General features: G+C 57.6%; 21 protein-coding genes. 13 read left to right on the plus strand and 8 right to left on the minus strand.

The genetic code is table 11. The annotated features are described in order from the left end of the window. Positions 1–33 precede the first annotated feature (33 nt). Positions 34–1,182 carry an efflux RND transporter periplasmic adaptor subunit gene (locus FU672_RS09275; RefSeq protein WP_148243037.1) on the plus strand — a complete coding sequence of 383 codons (1,149 nt, stop codon included), beginning with the start codon at positions 34–36 and terminating at the stop codon, positions 1,180–1,182. Next, positions 1,179–4,256 carry an efflux RND transporter permease subunit gene (locus FU672_RS09280; protein ID WP_148243038.1) on the plus strand — a complete coding sequence of 1,026 codons (3,078 nt, stop codon included), beginning with the start codon at positions 1,179–1,181 and terminating at the stop codon, positions 4,254–4,256. The genes FU672_RS09275 and FU672_RS09280 overlap by 4 nt, the downstream gene beginning before the upstream one ends. A 22-nt stretch (positions 4,257–4,278) precedes the next feature. Here FU672_RS09280 and FU672_RS09285 read toward each other — a convergent pair whose 3' ends face one another. Then, a complete protein-coding gene (locus FU672_RS09285; RefSeq protein ID WP_148243039.1) occupies positions 4,279–5,046 on the minus strand; it encodes an arylamine N-acetyltransferase family protein in 768 nt (255 codons plus the stop codon). Positions 5,047–5,142: 96 nt separating this feature from the next. Here FU672_RS09285 and FU672_RS09290 point away from each other — a divergent pair, with 96 nt between their 5' ends. Continuing rightward, positions 5,143–6,597, plus strand: a complete 1,455-nt coding sequence (locus tag FU672_RS09290) for an aminotransferase-like domain-containing protein (RefSeq protein ID WP_148243040.1) — start codon at positions 5,143–5,145, stop codon at positions 6,595–6,597. Here FU672_RS09290 and FU672_RS09295 read toward each other — a convergent pair. Then, positions 6,569–7,453: a LysR family transcriptional regulator gene (locus FU672_RS09295; RefSeq protein ID WP_148243041.1), complete on the minus strand. Its 885-nt coding sequence runs from the start codon at positions 7,451–7,453 to the stop codon at positions 6,569–6,571. The genes FU672_RS09290 and FU672_RS09295 overlap by 29 nt on opposite strands. 135 nt (positions 7,454–7,588) lie before the next feature. Between FU672_RS09295 and FU672_RS09300 the strand changes: the two genes are divergently transcribed. Next, complete coding sequence (locus FU672_RS09300; RefSeq protein WP_148243042.1) at positions 7,589–8,569, plus strand: NAD(P)H-dependent flavin oxidoreductase; 981 nt, start codon at positions 7,589–7,591, stop codon at positions 8,567–8,569. Between the two features lie 41 nt (positions 8,570–8,610). On the opposite strand, the gene FU672_RS09305 is transcribed toward FU672_RS09300, so the two are convergent. Continuing rightward, entirely contained in the window at positions 8,611–9,666 is a 1,056-nt protein-coding gene (locus FU672_RS09305) for an SDR family oxidoreductase (RefSeq protein WP_148243043.1), read from the minus strand. 97 nt (positions 9,667–9,763) lie between these two features. Here FU672_RS09305 and FU672_RS09310 point away from each other — a divergent pair, with 97 nt between their 5' ends. Together FU672_RS09310 and FU672_RS09315 are read left to right on the plus strand one after the other, a co-directional pair. Next, positions 9,764–10,651, plus strand: coding sequence for a LysR family transcriptional regulator (locus FU672_RS09310; protein WP_148243044.1), 888 nt, complete (start codon positions 9,764–9,766; stop codon positions 10,649–10,651). 83 nt (positions 10,652–10,734) lie between these two features. Next, positions 10,735–11,004 (plus strand): hypothetical protein, encoded by a 270-nt coding sequence (locus FU672_RS09315; protein ID WP_148243276.1) that lies wholly within the window; start codon positions 10,735–10,737, stop codon positions 11,002–11,004. Between the two features lie 12 nt (positions 11,005–11,016). Here FU672_RS09315 and umuC read toward each other — a convergent pair whose 3' ends face one another. Both umuC and umuD read right to left on the minus strand, forming a co-directional pair. Next, positions 11,017–12,279, minus strand: a complete 1,263-nt coding sequence (gene umuC / locus FU672_RS09320) for a translesion error-prone DNA polymerase V subunit UmuC (RefSeq protein ID WP_148243045.1) — start codon at positions 12,277–12,279, stop codon at positions 11,017–11,019. Continuing rightward, positions 12,263–12,697: a translesion error-prone DNA polymerase V autoproteolytic subunit gene (gene umuD, locus FU672_RS09325; RefSeq protein ID WP_148243046.1), complete on the minus strand. Its 435-nt coding sequence runs from the start codon at positions 12,695–12,697 to the stop codon at positions 12,263–12,265. Before umuD ends, umuC begins: the two co-directional genes overlap by 17 nt. A 331-nt stretch (positions 12,698–13,028) precedes the next feature. Between umuD and FU672_RS09330 the strand changes: the two genes are divergently transcribed. Next, positions 13,029–13,229 carry a hypothetical protein gene (locus FU672_RS09330; RefSeq protein WP_032657653.1) on the plus strand — a complete coding sequence of 67 codons (201 nt, stop codon included), beginning with the start codon at positions 13,029–13,031 and terminating at the stop codon, positions 13,227–13,229. Between the two features lie 45 nt (positions 13,230–13,274). Here the strand turns inward: FU672_RS09330 and FU672_RS09335 are convergent, their stop codons facing one another. Next, the gene (locus FU672_RS09335; RefSeq protein ID WP_148243047.1) at positions 13,275–14,141 is read right to left on the minus strand and encodes an aldo/keto reductase family oxidoreductase; all 867 of its coding nucleotides are present in this window, start codon (positions 14,139–14,141) and stop codon (positions 13,275–13,277) included. Between the two features lie 144 nt (positions 14,142–14,285). Between FU672_RS09335 and tcp the strand changes: the two genes are divergently transcribed. After that, entirely contained in the window at positions 14,286–15,947 is a 1,662-nt protein-coding gene (gene tcp / locus FU672_RS09340) for a methyl-accepting chemotaxis citrate transducer (RefSeq protein WP_148243048.1), read from the plus strand. Between the two features lie 27 nt (positions 15,948–15,974). On the opposite strand, the gene smrA is transcribed toward tcp, so the two are convergent. Together smrA and FU672_RS09350 are read right to left on the minus strand one after the other, a co-directional pair. Continuing rightward, a complete protein-coding gene (gene smrA / locus FU672_RS09345) occupies positions 15,975–16,538 on the minus strand; it encodes a DNA endonuclease SmrA (RefSeq protein ID WP_148243049.1) in 564 nt (187 codons plus the stop codon). 354 nt (positions 16,539–16,892) lie between these two features. Beyond that, entirely contained in the window at positions 16,893–17,804 is a 912-nt protein-coding gene (locus FU672_RS09350) for a LysR family transcriptional regulator (protein WP_148243050.1), read from the minus strand. 175 nt (positions 17,805–17,979) lie between these two features. Here FU672_RS09350 and FU672_RS09355 point away from each other — a divergent pair, with 175 nt between their 5' ends. The 5 genes from FU672_RS09355 (at position 17,980) to fnr (ending at position 23,760) form a co-directional block, all read left to right on the plus strand. After that, positions 17,980–19,290, plus strand: a complete 1,311-nt coding sequence (locus FU672_RS09355; RefSeq protein WP_148243051.1) for a M20 family metallo-hydrolase — start codon at positions 17,980–17,982, stop codon at positions 19,288–19,290. Beyond that, entirely contained in the window at positions 19,290–20,735 is a 1,446-nt protein-coding gene (locus FU672_RS09360; RefSeq protein ID WP_148243052.1) for a M20 family metallopeptidase, read from the plus strand. The genes FU672_RS09355 and FU672_RS09360 overlap by 1 nt, the downstream gene beginning before the upstream one ends. 36 nt (positions 20,736–20,771) lie before the next feature. Then, positions 20,772–22,298 carry a p-aminobenzoyl-glutamate transporter gene (gene abgT / locus FU672_RS09365; RefSeq protein ID WP_148243053.1) on the plus strand — a complete coding sequence of 509 codons (1,527 nt, stop codon included), beginning with the start codon at positions 20,772–20,774 and terminating at the stop codon, positions 22,296–22,298. A 10-nt stretch (positions 22,299–22,308) separates the two neighbouring features. Next, a complete protein-coding gene (gene ogt, locus FU672_RS09370; RefSeq protein WP_148243054.1) occupies positions 22,309–22,824 on the plus strand; it encodes a methylated-DNA--[protein]-cysteine S-methyltransferase in 516 nt (171 codons plus the stop codon). Positions 22,825–23,007: 183 nt separating this feature from the next. Beyond that, a complete protein-coding gene (gene fnr / locus FU672_RS09375) occupies positions 23,008–23,760 on the plus strand; it encodes a fumarate/nitrate reduction transcriptional regulator Fnr (protein ID WP_006174991.1) in 753 nt (250 codons plus the stop codon). Positions 23,761–23,850: the final 90 nt, after the last annotated feature.

The following is a 23,850-nucleotide window of genomic DNA, read 5'->3' on the forward strand; positions in this document are numbered from 1 at the left end:
TTAATAACGCCATTCCCTTTATGGAGCGGCGTTATGTCAGACGAATTCTTTCTCTCCCTCCGCCACTGCCTGCATCATTTGTACGGCGTGGCGCGCACCCTTTCCTGGCTGCATTTTCTTCCCCTGGCCCTGCTTGCGCTGGCGATTTTTCCGCTGACCGGCTGCGGTGATAAACACGAAAATAAGCCCGCCCCTGTGCGAACGGTACGCTACGTCGTCGTGGGGGCCGCCCAAACCCTTCCCGCGCTGGAAAGAACCGGTGAGATCCATGCCCACAATGAAACAACCCTGAGCTTTCGTACCGGGGGCCGGATACTGACGCGTAGCGTTGACATTGGCGACCGGGTCACTGCCGGACAGCTGCTGGCCACGCTTGACAACACGACCGGGCAAAACCAGCTCGACGGCGCTGAGGCCGACTATGAAGGTGCCAAAGCCTCAGCGCAGGTCGCCGCGCTTAACGTCAGTCGAATGCAAAAGCTCATGCCAACGGGTGCGATAGCCCGCACGCAGCTCGACAGCGCCCGTGCGGACTGGCTTGTCGCCAGCGCGCGCTTAAAAAGCAGCGAGGCCGCGTGGCGAAATGCCCGTGAAAGCCTCGGCTGGACGCGCCTGATCGCGCCACAAGCGGGCGTCATCACGGCCGTGAACGCCTCTGCAGGACAGGTTGTCAGCGACGGTCAGTCCGTGCTGACGCTGGCGACCGGGGAAGAACGCGACGTGGTGTTTGATATTGCCACCCCCGATGCGATCCCGCCTCTGGATAAGGCGGACTTGCGGGTTTCTCTCCTCAGCGACCCGTCGGTACAGGCGTCTGCCGTGCTGCGGGATATCACCCCGCAGGCCGATCCTCAAACCCGCACCTGGCGCGTCAGGGCCACCCTGCAAAACCCGCCAGCAGCCATGGCGCTGGGTGCCAGCGTTACCATCACGTTGCCCTCCACCGCCCCACACGGGTACATCCTTCCCGCGTCGGCGCTGAGCCGTGCCGGCGACAAACCGGCGGTTTTTGTGATTACCCCGCAGTCGCAGGCGCAGCTGCGCGTGGTGGTGCCCATCTGCTATACGGCCTCCTCCGTCATGATTGCCTCCGGCCTTGAGCCGGGCGATCGGGTGATTACGGCGGGCGTGAGCACATTACGATCCGGCGAGCCGGTGATGGCCGGAGAGGTTCAGCCATGAGCACAGGACCGGAAGCCAAATTTAACCTCTCCGCCTGGGCGCTTAAGAACCAGCAGATGGTCAGTTTTTTCATGCTGCTGGTGATTGCGATGGGCGTGTTCTGCTATGAGAAGCTGCCGCGTAACGAAGATCCGGCTTTTACCATTAAAACGGCCGTCGTCTCCGCGCAGTGGCCGGGAGCATCCGTGGCGGATACCACACGCCTGCTGACCGATACGCTTGAAAAAAAGCTGCAGGAAACGCCCTGGCTGGACTATCTCGAAAGTGAAACCCGGGCCGGACGCACCGTTATCCATGTCAACCTCCGTGACGATACGCCCCCGCAGAGCGTGCCGGATATCTGGTATCAGGTTCGCAAAAAAATGCAGGACATCGCGCCGTCCCTGCCCGAAGGGGTGCAGGGCCCTGCCGTGGACGACGAGTTTGACGACACGTTCGGCACAATTTATGCCTTTATTCCCGAAGGTTTCACCCTGCGTGAGGTGCGGGATCGCGTAGAGACCCTGCGTCGCGAGCTCATGTCCCTGCCGGATATGGGCAAAACCACCCTGCTGGGCGAACAGCAGGAGCAGTGGGTTCTCGCCTTTTCTCCGGCGCGCCTGGCCGGTATGGGGCTCGATATTCAGGCGGTCGCCGACGCCCTCCGGGCGCAAAACGCCGTTGTCCCGGCAGGAACTATGCATACCGGACAGGAGAACATGGCGGTAAAGGTCAGCGGGGCGCTCACGACCGAAGAGAGTTTGCGTGCCGTCACGCTGCACGTGAACAATCGCTATATTCCACTGACCGACATTGCCACCATCACCCGGGAAATCGCCGAGCCACCTGCCCCGGCCTACCGGGTGAACGGCAAACCGGCGATCGGGCTGGCGGTGTCGATGGCGCCAACGGGCAACATGCTGCGTTTCGGTGCTGCGCTGAACGCCAGAATGGCGGCCCTCAGTGCCGGGCTGCCGCACGGTATAGAGATGGTGAAAGTCGCCGATCAGTCAGCGGTGGTCAGTGACGCGGTAAGCGGGTTTATCCGGGTGCTTGTCGAAGCCGTTATTATCGTTCTGGCGGTTTCATTTGTTTCTCTGGGTTTACGGGCCGGACTGGTGGTGGCTGCGGCCATCCCGCTGGTGCTCGCCATGACGTTTGCCGGCATGATGCTCGCCGGCATCGGCCTTCAGCGTATCTCGCTCGGGGCGCTGATCATTGCCCTGGGCCTGCTGGTGGATGACGCCATGATCGCTGTCGAAACGATGGTCTCCCGGCTGGAAGCCGGGGATTCCCGTCGGCACGCGGCCACCCATGCATTCAGAACGACGGCCTTCCCGATGCTCACCGGTACTCTGGTGATGATTGCCGGTTTTATTCCCGTAGGTTTTGCGGCCTCCAGCGCCGGTGAATACTGTTTTTCCCTCTTTGCAGTGGTGCTCATTGCCCTGCTCTGTTCCTGGGTTGTCGCGATCCTGTTTTCGCCGCTGACGGGTACGTGGCTGTTGCCGGAAAAAGTCAGACATCACGCGTCAGGCCCCGGAAGGATCGCGCGCGGGTACGGACAGCTTTTACGCCTGGCATTGCGTCACCGGCTTGCTACCGTGCTATTTGCACTTGCCGCGCTGGGACTGTCTGTGTACGGCACGACGTTTATGCAGGGCGAATTTTTCCCCGCCTCCGACCGGCCTGAGCTGCTGGTCAGCCTGACGCTTCCGGCCAACGCCTCGCAGCCGGAAACGTTAAGAGAAGTGGAAAAGCTGGAAAAGGCACTGGCCGGCAACAGCAACATCAATCGCTATTCGACGTACGTCGGGTCGGGCGCCATCCGTTTTTACCTGCCGATGGACGTGCTGCTGGAAAATGAAAATATCGCCCAGATGGTTGTGGTGGCTAAAGATCTTGAGGCGCGGGATCGTCTGCATGCACAGCTCAACAGGATCCTGGCGACGCAATTTAGCGACATCATCACGCGCGTGTCGCCCCTCGAGCTGGGGCCCCCCGTCGGCTGGCCAATCAAATACCGGGTGAGCGGGCCTGATTATCTGCAGGTCCGGGCGCTCGCGAACCGTCTCACGGACGCGATTGGCCGGTCTCCGTTCTCACGCGACGTTAACCAGACGGCCGGAGAGCCGGAGAGGGTCATCACCCTTAAGGTGAATCAGACGGCGGCCAGGGCGGCGGGAATATCATCAGAAAGCCTCGCACGCACGCTGAATACCGTCTGGTCCGGCAGCGTTGTCACGTCCATCAGGGATAACGACCGCCTTGTCGACGTGGTGCTCCGGGCCACGGACAATGAACGTCACAGCACCGCCACCCTCTCCTCGCTCACGATTCAGGGGAATGATGGTAAAAAAATCCCACTCAGCGCCGTCGCGACGCCGGTCTGGGGCGTGGACGATCCGGTCATCTGGCGTCGGCAGCGTGTGCCCTTTATCACGGTGCAAACGGATCTTGCCCCGGGGCTTAAGGCTGAAGCGGTATCCGCAGCGCTGCGTCCGGAGGTTGATAAGCTGCGCGCGAGCCTGCCCGCAGGTTACAGCATTGAAGAGGGCGGCGCGGTTGCCGAATCGGATAAGGGGAACAGCTCCGTCTTTACCGTTCTTCCGGTGACGCTGGTCATCATGCTGTTGCTGCTGATGCTTCAGCTGCGGCGATATTCCCGGATGCTGCTGGCACTCCTGATGGCCCCGTTTGGTTTACCGGGGATCGTGCTGGCTATGCTGCCCGGCGGAACGCCGATGGGGTTTGTCGCGCTGCTGGGCGTCATCGCCCTGGCGGGGATGATCGTGCGTAACGCGGTGATATTGATTAGCGAAGTTGACAGCAATCTTGTTCAGGGGATGGCAAACGATGCCGCGATTATGGCGGCTGCGGAACACCGGGCCAGACCCATCTGTCTGACCGCCTGTGCCGCCATTCTGGGCATGATCCCCATTTCTCACCAGGTCTTCTGGGGGCCAATGGCCTATGCCATTATCGGTGGGCTGCTGGTTGCGACGCTGGTGACGCTGACCGTGTTACCCGCGTCGTTTAGCCTGCTGTTACAGTGGGGGGCTCAGCGCAAAGCCACAGAAGACGGACTGCGCTGAGGCCCCATCGTTCCCCGGCAGATTACGCGACGGTCAGCGCAAAACGGTCCTTCAGGACATGGCGGATTTCATCCTCCGCCAGTTTCCGCGTTTCAGTGCCGTTCGCCGTGATGGTTTTCAGCATATCGCCCAGTAAAATCTGGCGTCCCTCCGGGCTGTGCTGCACCACCACCCGCTTCTGCACAAAGATGGCATCCGGGTGCGTGGAGTTAAGGTAGTTGGCCGGGACGAAATCAATCCATTCCTGAGGCGAGAGATCAAAGCCGTATTGCCGGGCCCATTCTCCCTCAACCTTCGCCTCAAGCAGATACTCACCCTCCGCGCTGCGGCTTAGCCGAAACGTGTCGAAATCCTGCGTGATATCCACATCAAGCATGTCCAGCGCCATCGGCGCACGAATGCCGTAGCTGCCGAACCCGAGATCGCAAAGCCACTGTCGGCTATCTACCTCAGCGATGAGCGCCATATGGGTTTTCGGCCGCCGCGCAGGGTAGAACATCGGGCGCGCCGCCACAAAACGGTAAGGTATCCCTAACGCCTCCAGCGCCATGGCAAAAAGCCCATTCACCTCATAGCAATAGCCGCCGCGTCCCTGCGTTAACACCTTATCGGCAATATCGTCTGGCGCCAGCGAGACAATTTTACCCGCCTGAACGTCCAGATTTTCAAAAGGAACGGAAAAGAGCTGATGACGCATCAACGCATGCAGGGTGGCCGAATCGGCAGCCGCCGGTCCGGTGTAGTTTATGCGTTTGAAATAGGTGGAAATGTTGAAATTATCGCTGTGCATAATGCCTCCTTGTCCTGAACATGCCGGACACTATAGATGGCGCGCATCATTGGCTGTATAGTCAGTTTTATCGAAAATTAGCCTGAACAGATACCCATGTCTGCCCCGTCCCCGTCGTCTCCACACTATCGCCGAATTGCTGAGATGCTGCGCCTCACGCTGACGTCTGGCGCGCTGCGCGCCGGTGACAGGATGATCTCCGCACGTAAACTGGCCGAACGCGAGCACGTTAGCCTTCCGACGGCGCTGGAGGCCCTTCGCTGCCTTGAGGCTGAAGGGCTGATCGTTGCGCGCCCGCGTTCAGGTTATTACATCTGCCAGACCAGCCTGCCAACGCGCGTTGAGCCCGCGCGTTCCTCACCCGGCCCGGTCCCCGTCACCCTGTCCGCCGTGGCCCGGTCGCTGTTCAGCAGTGCAGAAGCCAGGCTGATCCCGCTGGGCGCCGCCCTGCCCGATCCCGCATGGCTGCCAGGAGATGCGCTGCAGCGGGCATTGCTCTCTGCGGGCCGTCGTCTGGACGCGCACGGGCAGAGCTACAGCCTGCCTCCGGGAAGGGGGGATTTGCGAAGTAAGATTGCCGCGCGCGCTGCGCAATGGGGAGCCCGGTTCGGCGCGGACGATCTCATTATTACCTCAGGCGCGACGCAGGCGTTGCGCCTGGCCCTTCGGGCCGTGTGTCAGCCAGGTGATGTCGTGGCGATTGAACAGCCAGCCTACTTTGGTACGCTCCTGCTGCTGGAGGATTTAGGCCTGAAGGCCTTAGCGATCCCCACCGACCCTGTCGAAGGCCTGTTGCTGGAACCGCTGGCTGACGCCATTCGCTGCCACCGCCCTGCGGCTGTTCTGGCCTCGCCCACGGTGCAAAACCCGTTGGGTGCCAGCATGCCCGTCGCGCGCAAGCAGGAGCTGGTTGCCCTGCTTGAAGAGGCGGAAATTCCGTTGATTGAGGACGATGTTTACGGTGACCTGGTCGGCGAGGGACAACGTCCTCCGGCCTGCAAGGCGTTCGACCAGAGCGGGAATGTGATTTACTGCAGTTCCCTGTCAAAAACGCTTGCGCCGGGCTGGCGAATCGGCTGGATTGCCGCCGGACGCTACCACCCGCAGGTCTTACAGGCCCGCATGGCCGGAGACTGGGCCGGCACGCCGCTACTGGAAGCCGCGACGAGCGAGATGCTGGCAAGCGGCGACTACGATCGCCATCTCCGGAGGCTAAAGCGCCGGGTCGCAGAGGGGATCCACGCCGTTGTGGCGCGGGTCGAAGCCAGTTTCCCACCCGGTACGCGCGTTAGCGTACCCGCAGCCGGTTTCCTGCTGTGGGTAGAACTGCCTCAGCAGGTCAACGCGCTGGAGGTGCATCGCCGCGCGCTGGCGCTGGGTATTGGCGTCAGCCCTGGCCCCCTGTTTTCCCCTGCCGCGGAGTTAACGCACTTTCTGCGGCTAAACTGCGCAAACGAACCCACGCCCCGCCTGCTGAACGCCGTGGAACAGATTGGCGCGCTGTGTCACGAGCTGACCGCTTTCACACCAGACTCTCGAGCCATTCGGTGAATACCCGCACTTTGCGCGAGAGGTGACGGTGTGGGTAGAGCAGTGACAGTTTGCGGTCCGGCGAGCGATAGTCTGGTAAGACTTCAACCAGAAGACCGCGGTCTATGTAAGGCTGGAGAAAGAGATTCATCCCCTGCATTAACCCCAGCCCGGCCAGGCCTGCCGCGATGTAGGCCTCGGAGTTATCCACGACAAGCTTACCGGGCAGGGTAATCTCCGCGATGCCTTCTGGCGTGGTAAACGTCCACGGATGAATTTGTCTGCTGCGGTTATTAATCCAGTTGATGGCCTGATGCTTGCGTAAATCATCCGGCGTTTCTGGCATACCGTGTTTTGCCAGCCAGGCCGGGCTGGCACAGGTCGTGATTTTAATGTTCCCGATTTTACGCGCGATATAATCGCCGTCCTCCAGCTCTCCCACCCGCAGCACGCAGTCCAGGCCATCCCGCAGCATATCCCGACGGCGGTCAGAGCTGCTCAGAATGATGTCGATCTCAGGATGCTGACGGTAAAAATCAGGCAGATTGGGTATCACCCGCAGCGTGGCAAAAGAGACCGGCATATCCACACGTAGCTGACCGTGTATTGCCCGGTCCGTACCAAACGACTCCAGTAATTCGTCCGCCTGCGCCAGCAGGGGTTTACTCCGGCGATAAAACGCTTCCCCATCCGGCGTCAGGCTAATCCGACGCGTTGTGCGCTGCAGTAGCCGCGTGCCGCTGTGTTGCTCCAGAAGCTGTAACGCTTTGGTGACTGCCGGGCGATGGATCTGCAGATTCTCCGCCGCCTGGGTAAGACTGCCCGACTCGACAATTTCAATAAAAATTCGAATAGCTTCAAAGAGGTTTATTTGCATAAGGGATGCTTTTGCCGCAAGCGGGATAAAATGATTGTTATTAATTTTATAACAGTGATGAATCTTTTTGGCTATTTTTCCTAACAATCCTGTGACCTACACTCTCCCCCATTCAAACGTGAGGGAGAGTCTGCTATGAAAAATAACCGTATCTGTCAGATCCTGGGTATCGAAAAACCTGTTATCCAGGGGCCGTTATCCTGGCTCACGGATGCCCGCTTAGTCGCTGCGGTCAGCAATGCCGGAGGTCTCGGCGTGCTGGGACCTAATGCCGGTTTAACCGCCGACACCGCGGTCTCCACGCCGGAAGAGACCGCCGAAAAAATGCGCGAAGAAATTCGTAAAACCAAACGGCTGACCGAAAAACCCTTTGGCGTGAATCTGATCCCCACAGCCGTTAATGACATCTGGACAGGGCCTATCCTTCAGGTAGTGAAAGACGAAGGCGTCAGGGTCGTGGTGTATACGGGCTATGGGGAAGGCAGCATTATTCCCGCGCTTTTCAGCGAGTTAAAAGAGGCGGGAATCGCCATTATCTACCGTGACATCAACCCAACGCCGGAGAACACCCGCCTCGCAGAAGAAATGGGGGCTGACATCATCGTCGCCACCGGTTTTGATGAGGGCGGGACGTTACCCGCAACGGTGCTTGGCACCTTTTCCATCGTGCCGCTGATTGCCGATGCCGTGAAGCACATCCCGGTGATGGCCGCGGGTGGCATTACCGATAATCGCACTGCCAGAGCGGCCCATGCATTAGGCGCTGAAGGCGTGTTTGCCGGTTCGGTCTTTATCAGCACGGAAGAAAGCCGCGTGCCGCAGGGGGTCAAAGATAAAATTGTTGCCGCCAACGGCCTGGACTTATTGCTTTTCCGCACCGTCCCCCATTATTACCGCGCTCTTCCCGGCAGGCTGGCGGAAAAATTGGCGTCGATGGATAAAGCAGGCGCAAGCAACGAAGCGCTGGGCAAGACGATGGGAGGATTACGCGGCCTGCGCCTGGGCATGCTGGAAGATAATACCGATGAAGGTTATATCGCGCTCGGCACGGGGATTGGGAACATCCGCCGCGTGAAAAGCGTGGCCGAGGTTGTCAATGCGTTAACGGTTGAGTAAGTGCCCCGGCGTCCTGGCCTGCACCAGGACGCCCCGGCTCGTCAGGGAATAATCCGCGCGGCTCTCAGCTGCGTGAACAGGCTGAAAAACATCTCATCGGTGGCCTGCATTTGCGTGAAGCCCGCCCTGCGCAGCTTGCTCCCGTCACCGAACATGTCGTAATCCCAGCCAAAGACAAAATCGGCAAACTGCCCGTCGCTCAGCTGCAGAATATCCGCTTCCACCAGCCGCTCTTCGGCAAGCTCACGCCATACGCCGCGATAGTCGTTAAACAGCTGATGAAATGACAACCTCACCGGTGGCGCAGAGTCCAGTTCAAACCAGCGTGCGATGCGCGGCCACAGTTCGCTCCAGCGCCAGATATCGCCATTATTCACGTTGAATGCCTGATTCTGTGCCGCAGGTGACGTGGCGGCCCACAGCGTTGCCTCGGCCAGCAGCCCGGCGTCGGTATGATCCACGATGCTGTGCCAGGTCTGTTCCGAACCGGGAAAACGCAGCGGTAAACCCAGCGCCTTGCACAGGGAGGCGTACAGGGCGATGCTCAGCGCAAGGTTCATGGCATTGCCCGGTACCGCACTCCCCACCACGCCCGGCCTGATGGCATTCCAGTGCCAGCGTTTCCCACGCTGAAACTGGCTGAGCCACGTGAGCTGCGCGGCATTAAATTCGGCACCCGGTACGCCGGGATCGCTTTCCCGCGCCGGAGTTTTAAACGGTCCCAGATGCGCACCATAGACTTTGTACCCCTGCATCAGGCTTACCGTCTGTAGAGGTGCGTTTTTTTCGAGGGTGCTGACCAGATTACGCAGCATGGTGACGTTAGGCTCAACCATATCTGTCCAGCTCGCCGCGTTCGCCCAGGCGCTGTAAAAGATATGGGTGACACCGTTCAGGCCGTGCAGCGCCCGCGCAGTGTCCTGTGCATCCAGTAAATCGACGTTCACCACGGGAATGCCGTCCGGATGGGTTACCGCGTGGCGACTGAGGCCGATCACCTCCCACTGATGGTGCAGGAGCGTGTTGACCAGCTGTCTGCCGACAATGCCGCTGGCGCCCGCGACCAGGGCGACGTTGTGTTGCTGCATCTTATTCATGGTGTTTCTCCGGAAAGGGTGACAGACGCAGTGTGATATATTATTTTTTCTGGAGATATCCCCTGAAACCGATGGCACTTATAAGCAGAATCATTAAATGAACAATAAGCTCAATGCCATTTCTACCTTTCTACGCGTCGCTGAAGCGGGCTCGTTTTCTGCAGCCGCCCGTCAGACCGGGATTAAGCAGTCCGCCGTCAGTCAACAGATCGCGGCACTTGAGGAAGCACTTGGTGTGGTACTGTTGCACCGTACGACACGTACGATGAAGCTGACCGAACAGGGTGAACGTTACCGGCGTGATATGCAGCTTGTGCTGGACGCCATGGGGGAAGCAGAGAGACGTTTACATCCTGTCGATCATAGCGTTCAGGGACGCGTCCATGTCCAGTTACCGAGCGGCCTGGGGCAGATCATTTTGCCGCATCTGCTGGCGCTGCAGCGCCTGCATCCCGAACTGCAGCTGATGATTTCCCTTGATGACCGCCTTGCCGATCTGGTGACGGAGGGCGTGGATATCGCGATACGGCTGGGCAGTGAGCCTCCGCAGGCGCACGCGGCTCGCGTGCTGGCGCCAATTGAAGCCGCGCTGTTTGCCGCTCCCGGTCTTCAGGCGGTACACGCCGTCAGCGAGCTGGCGACGCTGCCACACGTACGGTTCAGCGGTATTCCGCTGGATGCCCCCCTGCGCCTGATTTCTGACGAGGAAACGGTCGAGGTCAACGTGAATACCGTTTTCCGTGCCAACACCAGCGACGCGCTGCTACAGGCGCTGGAGTCAGGCATCGGTATCGGCGGCATGCAGCGACCGCTCGTGGCCAGGGCGTTGCAAGCCGGCACGCTGGTACCGGTACTGCCCGACTGGCGGTTACCCGATCGCTTCCTCTATGCCGTTTACCCTGACGCCCGCTTTATTCCACAACGCGTCAGAAAGGTCGTCAGCGTGATTGAGCAGTTACTGCCTGAAATAATAAAGAAAAACTGATTGTTTCCGCCGTAAATCACGTGCATTTTTTAACCGCAAAGAATAGAGTGTTTTTACCGTATCCTCCTCTTTCTGGAGCACTTATGCCGGATTACTGTTTTTTCCAAAAAGGCCCGCACCTCATTGCGATCGAGAGCGCAAACACCGATGTGGCCGCTCAGCTCATCGCTCAGGGGTTTGAAAAACAGTTTGAGGAGATCGGCGCCACGGATGAAAAAGAGGCGCTTACCCGTTTTGCCGATATCCGTAAAAATAATGACATCGATCGCCATAACTTCCTGGCAGGTGCGGGCGAAATGCCGTTGATCGCCGTGCTGGCGGCTGCGGCAACCCGGTTGATTCAAAAGAAATAACGCAACTATCCTCTACCTCGCCACCGGCAAATCGGCGTACCGCGTCGTATAGGCCGGTGACAACATTTCACGCTTCATCGCCCAGGATTTCTCAATACCCTGCCCGGCAAACCATATCTTCCCTTTACCGGAATGATTTACGCTGTCGATCATCTCCATCAGCGCCGCGCTGTTGGCGCGCAGACGATTATCGTCAAACAAATTAAGCTGGGCGACGCCGCTGCTGAAAAAGTCCGCCAGCATGACCCCGGCTTTCATATAGCGATATCCGTCGAGCCATATACGCCCCAGCGCCTCCGTGGCGGCGCGGATGATATCGCGCGAGTCATTGGTGGGTGTCATCAGGGTGACAGAAGCCTGATTGCCGTAATAAATTTCGTTGTCCGCATGCGGGCTGGTGCGCACAAACACGCTGATAAAGCGGCAGTATTGATGCTCGCCGCGCAGTTTCTCTGCTGCGCGTTCCGCGTAGGCGCAAATGGCCTGGTGCATCTCCTCGTACTGCGTAATACGGTGTCCAAACGAACGGCTACAGATAATTTGCTGCTTCGTGGGGGTGAACTCTTCCAGATCAAGGCAGGGCTCACCGCGAAGCTCGCGGGCCGTCCGTTCCAGTACCACGTTGAAATGTTTGCGGATGACCCAGGATGACGCTTCCGCCAGCTCCAGCGCCGTGGTAATGCCCATCGCGTTCAGTTTTTTCGTGATGCGCCGCCCTACCCCCCACACCTCTTCTACCGGCACCTTTGCCAGCAGTTTACGCTGCCGCTCTCGGCCTGAGAGATCGACCACGCCGTCAGTGCCGGACCACCGTTTCGCCGCATAGTTGGCCAGCTTCGCCAGCGTTTTGGTCGGGGCAATACCAACGCCAACGGTTAAGCCCGTATTTTTAAAGACCTGCTTGCGCATCTGGTGACCGAACGCTTCCAGTGACAGACAGTGGCTGACCCCAGAAACGTTCACGAACGCCTCATCAATGGAGTAAATCTCTATTGCCGGGGCGAGATCGGTCAGCGTCTGCATGACCCGACTGCTGAGATCGGCATACAGCGCATAGTTCGAGCTAAAGACGTAAACCCGCGACGGGTAGCGCTTTTCTTTGAATTTAAAATATGGCTCACCCATTTTTATGCCGAACTGCTTTGCCTCCGGCGACAGTGAAATAATGCAACCGTCGTTATTGGACACCACCACGATGGGTTTGCCCTCCAGATCGGGGCGGAATACCTTCTCGCAGGAAGCATAGAAGCTATTCACATCAACCAGCGCGAACATGTTTATGCGTTTTGAGCGTGTGGGTGACGACGCCGAAGATCTGCAGCTCCTCTTCGGACTGAAAGGTAATCGGCTGATAGCGGGTATTATGCGGCAGAAGTCTCAGAACCGGACGGGTCTGTAGCTCTTTCACCGTAAACTCACCGGCGACCGACGCCACGACGATATCTCCATGTTCGGCATTTAACGAACGATCGACCACCAGCAGATCGCCGTCGCCGATCCCTGCCCCAATCATGGAGTCTCCACTCACCTTGATAAAATAGGTCGCACTGGGGTGTCTCACTGCCAGCCGGTTAAGATCGAGACGATCCTCCACATAATCCTGCGCCGGGCTGGGAAACCCACAGGCAACACGTTCTAAAAATAAAGGTAATTCAATGATTTGTTTTGGATGATAAGAAAAGAGAGTGTCCATAATGCCTTTCTCGCCAGATACTGTATATAAATACAGTATTACGGATTATGGACAAGGATCAAGGTCATTTCCGGAGGCGAACCCAAACGCGTTGAAGTTTGAGCGGTTTTAATTTAGCAACATCGCCCGCCGATAACCCGCTCTACGGTTCTCCCCGGTATGCGTTAACAGATCTGACAGCACAAGTCACATCAAAGACATTACTTAAATCACTTCATGATGACTTTTAAAAAAATAAAATCACTACACAATCACTATTGATTGACTTTAAAGTCAGATAAAAGCATATTTTACAGCACGAATTAATAAGACTTACTGGAGAACATTTTCAATGCCAGCCCGTGACTATCCAGACAAGCGTGTTGCACGCGGTCTGGCAAAGGAGGCCGATCTCAGGATGTTGAGCGCCCGCATCGATCCCGATCTGATGGAGTACATCAGAACCACCGCCTTTGAGACGCGTAAAAGTAAGCAAGAGATTGTGGCGGAAGCGTTAGCGCTTCACAGGCAGAAAAGTCAGACAGGACCCTAAGCGCGCAAAGCCGGAAGCCCCCTTCGGGCTTTGCGCATATCACGTTTAATCCATCAGCGAATTCAGCGTTTCCAGTGCTTCAGGCGGTAACCGCAGCTCCCCCGCCGCGAGGTTTTGCCGCAGATGCGCCACAGAAGAGGTGCCAGGGATCAGCAGAATATTCGGGGAACGTTGCAGCAGCCATGCCAGCGCAACCTGCATTGCCGTTGCGCCCAGTGAATCCGCGACAGCTTTCAGCCCGGAAGATTGCAGTGGCGTAAAGCCTCCCAGCGGGAAAAACGGCACCCAGGCAATCCCCTGCTGCGCCAGCAAATCCACCAGCGCGTCATCCCCCCGGTTCACAATGTTGTACATGTTCTGCACGCACACCACCGGCACCAGCTTCTGCGCTTCCGCAACCTGGGTGGCCGTGACGTTGCTCAGGCCAATATGACGCACCAGACCCTGCTGCTGTAATTCAGCCAGAGTGGAAAGCGGTTCAGCAATCGACCCTTCCGCCGGCCCGTGTGCGCTAAACATGATCCGCAGATTCACCACGTCCAGCACGTCCAGCTGCAGATTACGCAGGTTGTCATGCACCGCCTGAGTCAGTTCCTGCGCGGAAAAGGCCGGTAGCCAGGCGCCTTTGTCATCGCGACGGGCGCCAATCTTGGTGACGAGCGTCAGATCGTCCCGGTAAGGGTGAAGCGCCTCGCGGATCAGTTGGTTAGTGACATGAGGGCCATAAAAATCACTGGTATCAATGTGGTTCACCCCCGCCGCCACGGCTTCGCGCAGCACGTCCAGCGCGGCTTGCTTATCCTTCGGTGGACCAAAGACGCCCGGCCCGGCGAGCTGCATCGCACCGTAGCCCAGTCGTTTAACCGTCCGCGTCCCGAGCGCGTACGTCCCGCTTTTATCAATGCTGCTCATGTTAACCTTCCTCATAAAAATGATCCGGATTTACAACAGGTTCCTGACCGGAACCCTTAGTTAAGCGCGAGTTAAATTAAAGTTTAAATTCTCTACGACGATAGTAATGAAGTAACCCTGCATCTTCTCTAACGGACGACCGCTATGCTGAAAAATCTGCACGTGATTACCGGTATTATCTTTGCTCTCACCATATTCTGTCTGTTGCAAGTTGTCACGGGAGGGTTGTTCTACTCTGCCGTCAGTAACGATCGCCATAACTTCCAGAATTCCGGCGTGCTCAATGCCCAGCAGGAAAGCCTGAGCGATAGCGTGAACACGCTGGTGAAAACGCGTGTCACCGTCACCCGCGTGGCGATCCGCTACCTGAAAAACCAGCGTGACCCGGCTTCCCTTGCGGCGATCAATAAACTGCTTGGCACCGCAGGCGACTCGCTGGCAAAAGCCGAAGCCTATAACAAAGAGTGGCAGAAACTGCCGCAGGTTAACGGCCAGGAGGCGGCATTAACCGATGAGATGCAGAAATCCTGGAACCAGATGCACGAAGTGATGCGCTTATCGATTGAGTATCTGCGTGCCGACAACTATCAGGCTTATGGCGATCTGGACGCGCAGCAGGCGCAGGACGAGATGGAAGCGGTCTATAACCGCTGGCGCGCCGAAAACAACACTCTGCTGAAGGCCGCAACCGAAGAGAACCAGAGCAGCTTCACGCAGATGCAGTGGACGCTGGCGGCTATTCTGCTGGCCGTTATCGCGGTTCTGGTGGTCATCTGGCAGGGTTTACAACACCTGCTGTTAAAACCACTCCACTCCATTATGAACCATATTCGCGCCATTGCCGGGGGCGACCTGACGCAGAATATCGCTATCTCTGGTCGCAATGAGATGGGTCAGTTGGCCGCTGGCCTGCATGAGATGCAGCAGTCGCTGGTGACCACCGTCAGCGCCGTACGTGGAAGTACCGATTCCATCTACACCGGCGCAGGCGAAATTGCCGCAGGAAGCAACGATCTTTCCGCCCGCACCGAGCAGCAGGCCGCCTCGCTTGAAGAGACCGCCGCCAGCATGGAAGAGTTGACCGCGACGGTTAAACAGAACTCCGATAACGCCCGTCAGGCCACGCTGCTGGCGAAAAACGCCTCTGAAACGGCCGCGCGCGGCGGTCACGTCGTGGATAACGTGGTTCGCACCATGAACGAAATCGCCGACAGTTCGCAGCAAATTGCGCATATTACCGGCGTGATCGACAGCATCGCGTTCCAGACCAACATTCTGGCGCTTAACGCCGCCGTGGAAGCAGCACGCGCCGGGGAACAGGGGCGTGGTTTTGCGGTTGTTGCAGGCGAAGTCCGTACGCTGGCGAGCCGCAGCGCACAGGCGGCGAAAGAGATCAAAGGGCTTATCGAGAATTCTGTCAGCCGGGTGAATACCGGTTCTGAGCAGGTTAGCGAGGCTGGCACCACCATGAAGGAAATTGTCGCCGCCGTCACCCGCGTAACCGATATCATGGGTGAGATTTCATCTGCCTCTGACGAGCAGAGCCGCGGTATTGAGCAGGTGAGTCTGGCCGTTTCGCAGATGGACAGCGTGACGCAGCAAAACGCCGCGCTGGTGCAGGAGTCCGCCACGGCAGCTGCGGCACTGGAAGATCAGTCCGAGCAGCTGCGCCAGGCGGTGGCTGCGTTTCGTCTGAACGGCAAAGAAAAAGCGGTAGCTCCACGCCCGGCCAATCTGAAAACGCCACAGCTGTTGCGCCCGGCAACGACAACCGCCTCCACCGACAGCAACTGGGAAACGTTCTGAGTCTCAGGCGGGCGAGGATATCGCCCGCTAGCGGCTGCGCTTGGCGTGCCGCTCCCAGTTTTCCTGTTTTGCTTCATCGGATTTTCGCAGTGAAACATAACATGCCCCGCTGCCGCCGTGATGCGGCAGCGCCACGCAGAAGGCCTGCACTTCCTCGAACTCGGTTAACCAGCGCGCCAGATAGCTGCGTACCACATTGGGATGCGAGTTCTGCTCACGCCCTTTCCCGTGAATGATAATCAGATTGCGTAACCCGTCTCGTCCGGCCTGGCGAATAAAAGAATAGAGCATCTGACGGCAGCGTTCGGCAGGCTGACGCAGGAGGTTTAAGCTGGCCTGGCGGGCATATTTACCCGTGCGCAGCTTATCCATAACGCCCTGCTGCACCCCTTCGCGCTGGAACGCCAGCGGTTCTTCCAGGGGCAGAACGTCAAGAAAGTCCAGCGTCAGGAAGTTATCCAGCTGTTCGCTATCCACCTCCTCGCGCGCCCGCGTATTGCGGCTGGGCTGCCAGTGAATATCCGCGCAGCGCTTCAGGGGCTGGACATCTTCCATGGCGTCAAGAAAAAATGATTTGTCGTCAGGGTTCATGGACATCCTCCGGCTACATCTGAGGACTGTACTATACCTGTGCCAAAGACCGGCCTCAATCACCGTTACAGGTCGATGCGTGGCAATAATATTAACCTGATGAATATATATAGTAATTATTAAATAAACTTAAATCAGACTTAAATGAAATTTCAGCAAAGGTAAAATACGTGATTTATGTTAAAATTTCATGAAATCAATCACTCGCCTGCCTTTCATTTTTCGGGAAAGGTGTTATACCTAAATATACCTGCCTCATGGATATAATACTCAGGATTGGCGAAAGGACGTACTGCTGTGTGTACTGTAGGGTCTGTCTGATGTCGGGCAGATCCTGTTTTTTTAATATGCATTTCACGCGACGACTATTTTTCTCGCTTCCCTTCTGAATTGCGTAATTAATGACTCAGCAAGGGGTGTCTGACGTGAATCACGACGCTGAATTAAATAATAGGCCGCTTTAGGAAGCGATTCGACAACCGGCAGCATGACCAGGTGGTGCGCCAGCAGCGGGTCACAGCCAAGCTCCTGCGGCAATATGCTTAAAAAATCACTTTGCGCGACAAGGCTAATACAGGAAGAAAATGTTTCGCAAACCACACCAATTCGCGGTATTTGCGAACGATGGCTAAATACCTCTTCTAATTGTTTATAATAACTTCCCCGCGGCGTCGGCATTGTCCAGTTATAATGCAGAAGTTCATTAATTGACGTTGCCCCCGTTGCCGGATGTCCTTCCCGACAAAATACCGCAAACGGTTTTTCGAAGAGTTTTTCAAACGTAAACTCCTGGTCGTAAGGCCCCTGATAATAGGTGTTGATGGTGAAGTCCAGTTCGCCCTGGCGTAATTCATTGATCATCGACACCAGCTGCCCTTCCATAATCCGCACCTTGACCTGCGGATGCTGCGCATGAAAGCGGGTTATAACGGCGGGCATAAGCGTGCGTGAAACGCTGGCCCCCATCCCGATGTTGATCTGCCCGGCCAGTTCCCCCTGCCGCTGACGGATATCATCCTGCGCCGCACGCAGCTCTTCCAGAATCAACCTGGCGCGCTGGTAAAAGCCCTCGCCGCATTCGGTCAACGTGACCCCCTTACTCCTGCGCACGAAAAGCTGCGCCGCCATGCCCTCTTCCAGCTCTTTGATGGATTTGGTCAGCGCCGGCTGGGAAAGATTCAACGTCCTGCTGGCACCGCGAATGCTGCCCTGACGCGCAACCTCAACAAACGCCCGGATTTGGTGAAATTTAATCTGGAATGTCATAGCCCGACCGATAACCGTTGTTTATCAGAGTAAAGAAACTGTCATCTACTTTAATGGAAAGGGATGTGCGAGGGTAATTCCTGAACGGTTAAAACTGTGAAAAATCGGTTAGTGATAAGTAAAAACTATCACAGCGTGAAGCAGTTCACATATTTTAATGATGACAGGAACAGATATGGACACACTGGCGCAGTACATCCAGACATTAACGCCGCAGCTGAGCGCATGGCGTCGCGATTTTCACCATTTTGCGGAATCCGGCTGGGTAGAGTTCCGTACCGCCGCGAAAGTCGCGGAAATCCTCGACTCGCTGGGTTACGAACTGGCGATGGGTCGCGACGTGGTCGATGCCGAAAGCCGGATGGGGTTGCCCGATGCCACTACCCTGGCGCAAGAGTTTGCCCGCGCGCGCGCGCAGGGCGCGCCTGAGAAATGGCTGGCGCCGTTTGAAGGCGGGTTTACCGGCATTGTGGCGACCCTCAATACCGGCCGTCCTGGACCGACTCTGGCGTTTCGCGTCGATATGGATGCTCTTGATTTAAGCGAAGCGCTGGATGAAAGCCATCGCCCGTTCCGCGACGGTTTTGCCTCCTGCAATCCGGGAATGATGCACGCCTGCGCGCACGACGGCCACACCACGATTGGTCTGGGGCTGGCGCGGGTACTTAAAGAGAATGAAGCACAGCTCAGCGGCACCCTCAAGCTGATCTTCCAGCCTGCCGAAGAAGGGACGCGCGGCGCGCGCGCCATGGTTGCCGCCGGGGCGTTGGACGACGTGGACTATTTCACGGCCATCCATATTGGTACCGGCGTGCCTGCCGGGACGGTGATCTGCGGCAGTGATAACTTTATGGCCACCACCAAGTTCGACGTGAACTTTACCGGCGTTGCCGCACACGCGGGCGGTAAACCGGAGGACGGGCGTAACGCCCTGCTCGCCGCCGCGCAGGCTGCAATCGCCCTGCACAGCATCGCCCCGCACAGCGAAGGCGCCTCCCGGGTGAACGTCGGGGTGATGCAGGCGGGCAGCGGACGCAACGTGGTGCCCGCGAATGCCCTGATCAAAGTCGAAACCCGCGGCGAAAGCGAAGCGATTAATCAGTATGTCTTTGAACGGGCGCAGGCGGTCATTACCGGCGCTGCCTCGCTCTATGGCGTGCGCGCGGAGATGCGCCTGATGGGTGCCGCCACCTCCAGCACTCCGACACCGGCCTGGGTTGATTATCTGCGCGAACAGGCGAGCCAGGTTTCCGGGGTTGTTCACGCCATCGATAAGGTGAAAGCGCCTGCAGGCTCCGAAGACGCCACGCTGATGATGGCCCGCGTGCAGCAGAACGGCGGCATGGCGTCCTATATGGTGTTCGGCACGGATTTGAGCGCCGGACATCACAACGAAAAATTCGACTTCGATGAGCAGGTCATGGCTATCGCCATCGACACGCTGGCGCGGACTGCGCTCAATTTCCCGTGGACGCGAGGTGTGTAATGCAGGAGAACTACGCTTTTATTGCCGATGCGATCGACACGCGATGTCGGACGTTAACCGATATTGCCGACGCGATCTGGGATCATCCCGAGACCCGCTTTGAAGAGTTCTGGTCCGCCGAACGGCTCGCCAGCGAGCTTGAGGCGGAAGGCTTCACGCTGACGCGCGAGGCTGGCGGTATTCCAAATGCCTTTATCGCCAGCTTCGGCAGCGGCAAACCGGTCATCGCCCTGCTGGGCGAATACGACGCGCTGGCCGGGCTAAGCCAGCAGGCGCACTGTGCGACCGCGCAATCCGCCACGCCGGGGGCCAACGGCCACGGCTGCGGGCATAATCTGCTAGGCACCGCGGCACTGGCGGGCGCGGTGGCGGTGAAAAGCTGGCTGGAGCAGCACGGCGGTAGCGGAACAGTGCGTTTTTACGGCTGTCCCGGCGAAGAAGGTGGCTCCGGGAAAACCTTTATGGTGCGCGAAGGTCTGTTTGATGACGTCGATGCCGCCGTCACCTGGCACCCGGAAGCCTTCGCCGGGATGTTTAACGTCAGCACGCTGGCGAATATTCAGGTCGCCTGGCGTTTTCACGGCGTGGCGGCGCATGCAGCCAACTCCCCCCATCTGGGACGCAGCGCGCTGGACGCCGTGACGCTGATGACCACCGGCACCAACTTCCTCAACGAACACATCATCGAGAAAGCGCGCGTCCATTATGCCATTACCGATACCGGCGGGATTTCGCCCAACGTGGTGCAGGCGCAGGCCGAGGTGCTGTACCTGATCCGCGCCCCGGAGATGGCCGATGCGCAGCAAATCTACGAACGGATCGAGAAAATCGCCCAGGGCGCGGCGATGATGACCGAAACCACCGTCGAGTGTCGCTTTGATAAAGCCTGCTCCAGCTACCTGCCGAACCGCACGCTCGAGGCGGCGATGTATCGCGCCCTGCAGCACTACGGCACGCCGGAGTGGACCGAAGAAGAGCGAGACTTTGCCCGCGAGATCCGCGCCACCCTGACGCCCAACGATCTGCAAAACAGCCTGAAAAATATTGCCGCGACGGGCGGTGACGCGGGTAAAGCCTTTGCCCGGTGCCATCAGGAGACGCTGCTGGTGGATGAAGTCGCGCCCTATGCCATCACCGACAACGTGCTGGCGGGCTCCACGGACGTGGGCGACGTCAGCTGGAAAATGCCGGTTGCCCAGTGCTTTAGCCCCTGCTTTACCGTCGGCACGCCGCTGCACACCTGGCAACTGGTGGCGCAGGGGCGTACCTCCATTGCCCACAAAGGCATGCTGCTGGCCGGAAAAGTGATGGGCGCGACCGCGCTCAATCTGCTGCAGGACGCAGCGCTGCTGAAAAAATGCCGTGAAGAGTTCGACCAACAATTACAAGAAAAACCGTACGTGTGTCCGATCCCACAGGGCGTGACACCGTCACCTTTAAAATAAAAAAACACAACAACACAACACTCCCGAGGAACGCCCATGAGTATGTCATCCATACCTTCGCATTCCCCATCCGGTAAGCTCTATGGCTGGGTTGAAAGGATCGGCAATAAAGTGCCGCACCCTTTCCTGCTTTTTATCTATCTGATTGTGATTTTGATGGTCGCCACCGCCGCGCTCTCCGCCTTTGACGTCAGCGTGCGTAGTCCGGCTGACGGCAGCCTGGTGGCGGTAAAGAACCTGCTCAGCGTTGAAGGGCTGCACTGGTTTTTACCCAATGTGATTAAGAACTTCAGCGGTTTCGCCCCGCTGGGCGCCATTCTGGCGCTGGTGCTGGGCGCCGGACTGGCTGAACGCGTTGGTTTGCTGCCCGCATTAATGGTGAAGATGGCTTCTCACGTCAGCGCGCGTTACGCGAGCTATATGGTGCTGTTTATCGCCTTCTTCAGCCATATCTCCTCCGACGCCGCGCTGGTGATCATGCCGCCGATGGGGGCGCTGATTTTCCTCGCCGTCGGGCGTCATCCCGTGGCGGGCCTGCTGTCGGCGATTGCGGGCGTGGGCTGTGGATTTACCGCCAACCTGCTGATCGTCACCACCGACGTGCTGCTCTCGGGCATCAGCACGGAGGCGGCGAAGACCATCGATGCGGCAATGCACGTCAGCGTGATCGATAACTGGTACTTTATGGCCAGCTCGGTCATTGTCCTGACGATTGTCGGCGGGCTGATTACCGATAAGATCATCGAGCCGCGCCTGGGTAAATGGGAAGGCCGTAGCGATGAAAAGCTGGACACCCTGAGCAAAGAGCAGCGCTTCGGCCTGCGCGTGGCTGGCGTTATCTCGCTGGCCTTTATCGCACTGGTGGCGCTGATGGTGGTGCCGGAAAACGGCATATTGCGCGATCCGGTTAAACATACCGTCCTGCCGTCACCGTTTATTCAGGGCATCGTACCGCTGATTATCCTCTTCTTCTTTGTCGTTTCGCTCGCCTACGGTATCGCTACCGGCAAAATCCGCCGTCAGGGCGATCTGCCGCAGCTGATGATCGAGCCGATGAAAGAGATGGCGGGCTTTATCGTGATGGTGTTCCCGCTGGCGCAGTTTGTGGCGATGTTTAACTGGAGCAACATGGGCAAGTTTATGGCCGTGGGCCTGACCGACGCGCTGGAGGCTGCCGGATTAAGCGGCGTACCGGCGTTTGTCGGCCTGGCGCTGCTGTCATCCCTGCTGTGCATGTTTATCGCCAGCGGCTCCGCCATCTGGTCGATTCTGGCCCCGATCTTCGTACCGATGTTTATGATGCTGGGATTCCACCCGGCGTTTGCCCAGATCCTGTTCCGCATCGCTGACTCATCGGTTATTCCGCTGGCGCCGGTTTCGCCGTTTGTTCCACTGTTTTTAGGCTTCCTGCAGCGCTATAAACCGGAAGCCAAACTGGGTACCTACTATTCGCTGATTTTACCCTACCCGCTTATCTTTTTAGGGGTATGGCTGGTGATGCTGGTGGCATGGTATCTTGTCGGCCTGCCAATTGGGCCGGGGATTTACCCGAGGCTGAATTAAAGGAAAGAGGATGCTGAGATTACTCGAAGATAAGATTGCAACGCCGCTTGGTCCACTGTGGGTGATCGCGGACGAAGAGTTCTGCCTGCGCGCCGTCGAATGGGAAGAGCACAGCGACCGCATGGAAGAACTGCTCAATGTTCACTACCGCTCCCAGGGGTATGAACGTATCCGCGCCACCAACCCGGGCGGACTGAGCAGCAAGCTTACGGCGTACTTCGAAGGCGATCTCAGCATCATCGATACTCTACCGACCGCCACGGCAGGCACGCCTTTTCAGCGCGAAGTATGGCAGGCGCTGCGGTCCATTCCCTGCGGACAGGTCATGCATTACGGCCAGCTCGCGGAGCAGCTAGGCCGCGCAGGGGCCGCACGTGCAGTGGGTGCCGCGAACGGCTCTAACCCGGTCAGCATCGTGGTGCCCTGCCACCGCGTCATTGGCCGCAACGGTACCATGACAGGCTATGCCGGTGGCGTGCAGCGAAAAGAGTGGCTACTGCGCCATGAAGGGTATCTTTTGCTGTAGAAACCAGGCTTTTAGTGCTTAATTTTCTGCCGGTTAGGCTAAAAATCCATAATCAAGCTGTGGAATTTCAAGAAGATGGCGACACGTTGCCGTCTCTTGTCCTTATTGAGGGTTTGTCAGGCTTACGTACTTACCAAAAAGATGTTAAAATTGACCAATATCAATTAAGGCTTGAGCAAACCTATGATCCCGGAAAAGCGAATTATACGACGCATTCAGTCTGGCGGTTGTGCTATCCATTGCCAGGATTGCAGCATCAGCCAGCTCTGTATCCCGTTTACCCTGAATGAGCATGAACTCGATCAGCTTGATAATATCATCGAGCGCAAAAAGCCTATTCAGAAAGGGCAGACGCTGTTTAAAGCGGGAGACGAACTGAAATCGCTCTATGCTATCCGTTCTGGCACCATCAAGAGCTACACCATCACCGAACAGGGTGATGAGCAGATCACCGGCTTCCATCTGGCGGGCGACCTGGTGGGCTTTGATGCCATCGGCACGGGCCATCACCCGAGCTTTGCTCAGGCGCTCGAAACCTCGATGGTTTGCGAAATCCCGTTTGAAACCCTGGACGATCTGTCCGGTAAGATGCCTAACCTGCGTCAGCAGATGATGCGTCTGATGAGCGGTGAGATCAAAGGCGATCAGGACATGATTCTGCTGCTTTCCAAAAAGAATGCAGAAGAACGCCTGGCTGCGTTTATCTACAACCTCTCCCGCCGCTTCGCCGAACGTGGCTTCTCGCCGCGTGAATTCCGTCTGACGATGACGCGTGGCGATATCGGTAACTACCTGGGTCTGACCGTGGAAACCATCAGCCGTCTGCTGGGCCGTTTCCAGAAAAGCGGGATGCTGGCCGTTAAAGGTAAATACATCACTATCGAAAACGGTGAAGCGCTGGCCGTTCTTGCCGGGCACGCCCGCAACGTGGCGTAACTTTCCGCATGTTGATAACCAGACTGATAAATTCTTGTGATTTATTGGTCTGGTATAATCACTTCCGTTTCAAGATATTTTCACCGTAGT

The organism is Enterobacter asburiae (assembly GCF_008080435.1).
Classification (GTDB): domain Bacteria; phylum Pseudomonadota; class Gammaproteobacteria; order Enterobacterales; family Enterobacteriaceae; genus Enterobacter; species Enterobacter asburiae_C.

Excerpts from the sequence above, each read along its gene's own strand:
- FU672_RS09350 (WP_148243050.1), bottom strand. The coding sequence starts at position 17,804 with ATGACATTCCAGATTAAATTTCACCAAATCCGGGCGTTTGTTGAGGTT.
- FU672_RS09310 (WP_148243044.1), top strand. The coding sequence starts at position 9,764 with ATGAACAATAAGCTCAATGCCATTTCTACCTTTCTACGCGTCGCTGAA.
- FU672_RS09300 (WP_148243042.1), top strand. The coding sequence starts at position 7,589 with ATGAAAAATAACCGTATCTGTCAGATCCTGGGTATCGAAAAACCTGTT.
- FU672_RS09295 (WP_148243041.1), bottom strand. The coding sequence starts at position 7,453 with ATGCAAATAAACCTCTTTGAAGCTATTCGAATTTTTATTGAAATTGTC.
- FU672_RS09330 (WP_032657653.1), top strand. The coding sequence starts at position 13,029 with ATGCCAGCCCGTGACTATCCAGACAAGCGTGTTGCACGCGGTCTGGCA.
- FU672_RS09360 (WP_148243052.1), top strand. The coding sequence starts at position 19,290 with ATGCAGGAGAACTACGCTTTTATTGCCGATGCGATCGACACGCGATGT.
- FU672_RS09280 (WP_148243038.1), top strand. The coding sequence starts at position 1,179 with ATGAGCACAGGACCGGAAGCCAAATTTAACCTCTCCGCCTGGGCGCTT.
- fnr (WP_006174991.1), top strand. The coding sequence starts at position 23,008 with ATGATCCCGGAAAAGCGAATTATACGACGCATTCAGTCTGGCGGTTGT.
- ogt (WP_148243054.1), top strand. The coding sequence starts at position 22,309 with ATGCTGAGATTACTCGAAGATAAGATTGCAACGCCGCTTGGTCCACTG.
- FU672_RS09285 (WP_148243039.1), bottom strand. The coding sequence starts at position 5,046 with ATGCACAGCGATAATTTCAACATTTCCACCTATTTCAAACGCATAAAC.
- FU672_RS09315 (WP_148243276.1), top strand. The coding sequence starts at position 10,735 with ATGCCGGATTACTGTTTTTTCCAAAAAGGCCCGCACCTCATTGCGATC.
- abgT (WP_148243053.1), top strand. The coding sequence starts at position 20,772 with ATGAGTATGTCATCCATACCTTCGCATTCCCCATCCGGTAAGCTCTAT.
- smrA (WP_148243049.1), bottom strand. The coding sequence starts at position 16,538 with ATGAACCCTGACGACAAATCATTTTTTCTTGACGCCATGGAAGATGTC.
- FU672_RS09335 (WP_148243047.1), bottom strand. The coding sequence starts at position 14,141 with ATGAGCAGCATTGATAAAAGCGGGACGTACGCGCTCGGGACGCGGACG.
- umuD (WP_148243046.1), bottom strand. The coding sequence starts at position 12,697 with ATGGACACTCTCTTTTCTTATCATCCAAAACAAATCATTGAATTACCT.
- tcp (WP_148243048.1), top strand. The coding sequence starts at position 14,286 with ATGCTGAAAAATCTGCACGTGATTACCGGTATTATCTTTGCTCTCACC.
- FU672_RS09305 (WP_148243043.1), bottom strand. The coding sequence starts at position 9,666 with ATGAATAAGATGCAGCAACACAACGTCGCCCTGGTCGCGGGCGCCAGC.
- FU672_RS09275 (WP_148243037.1), top strand. The coding sequence starts at position 34 with ATGTCAGACGAATTCTTTCTCTCCCTCCGCCACTGCCTGCATCATTTG.
- FU672_RS09355 (WP_148243051.1), top strand. The coding sequence starts at position 17,980 with ATGGACACACTGGCGCAGTACATCCAGACATTAACGCCGCAGCTGAGC.
- umuC (WP_148243045.1), bottom strand. The coding sequence starts at position 12,279 with ATGTTCGCGCTGGTTGATGTGAATAGCTTCTATGCTTCCTGCGAGAAG.
- FU672_RS09290 (WP_148243040.1), top strand. The coding sequence starts at position 5,143 with ATGTCTGCCCCGTCCCCGTCGTCTCCACACTATCGCCGAATTGCTGAG.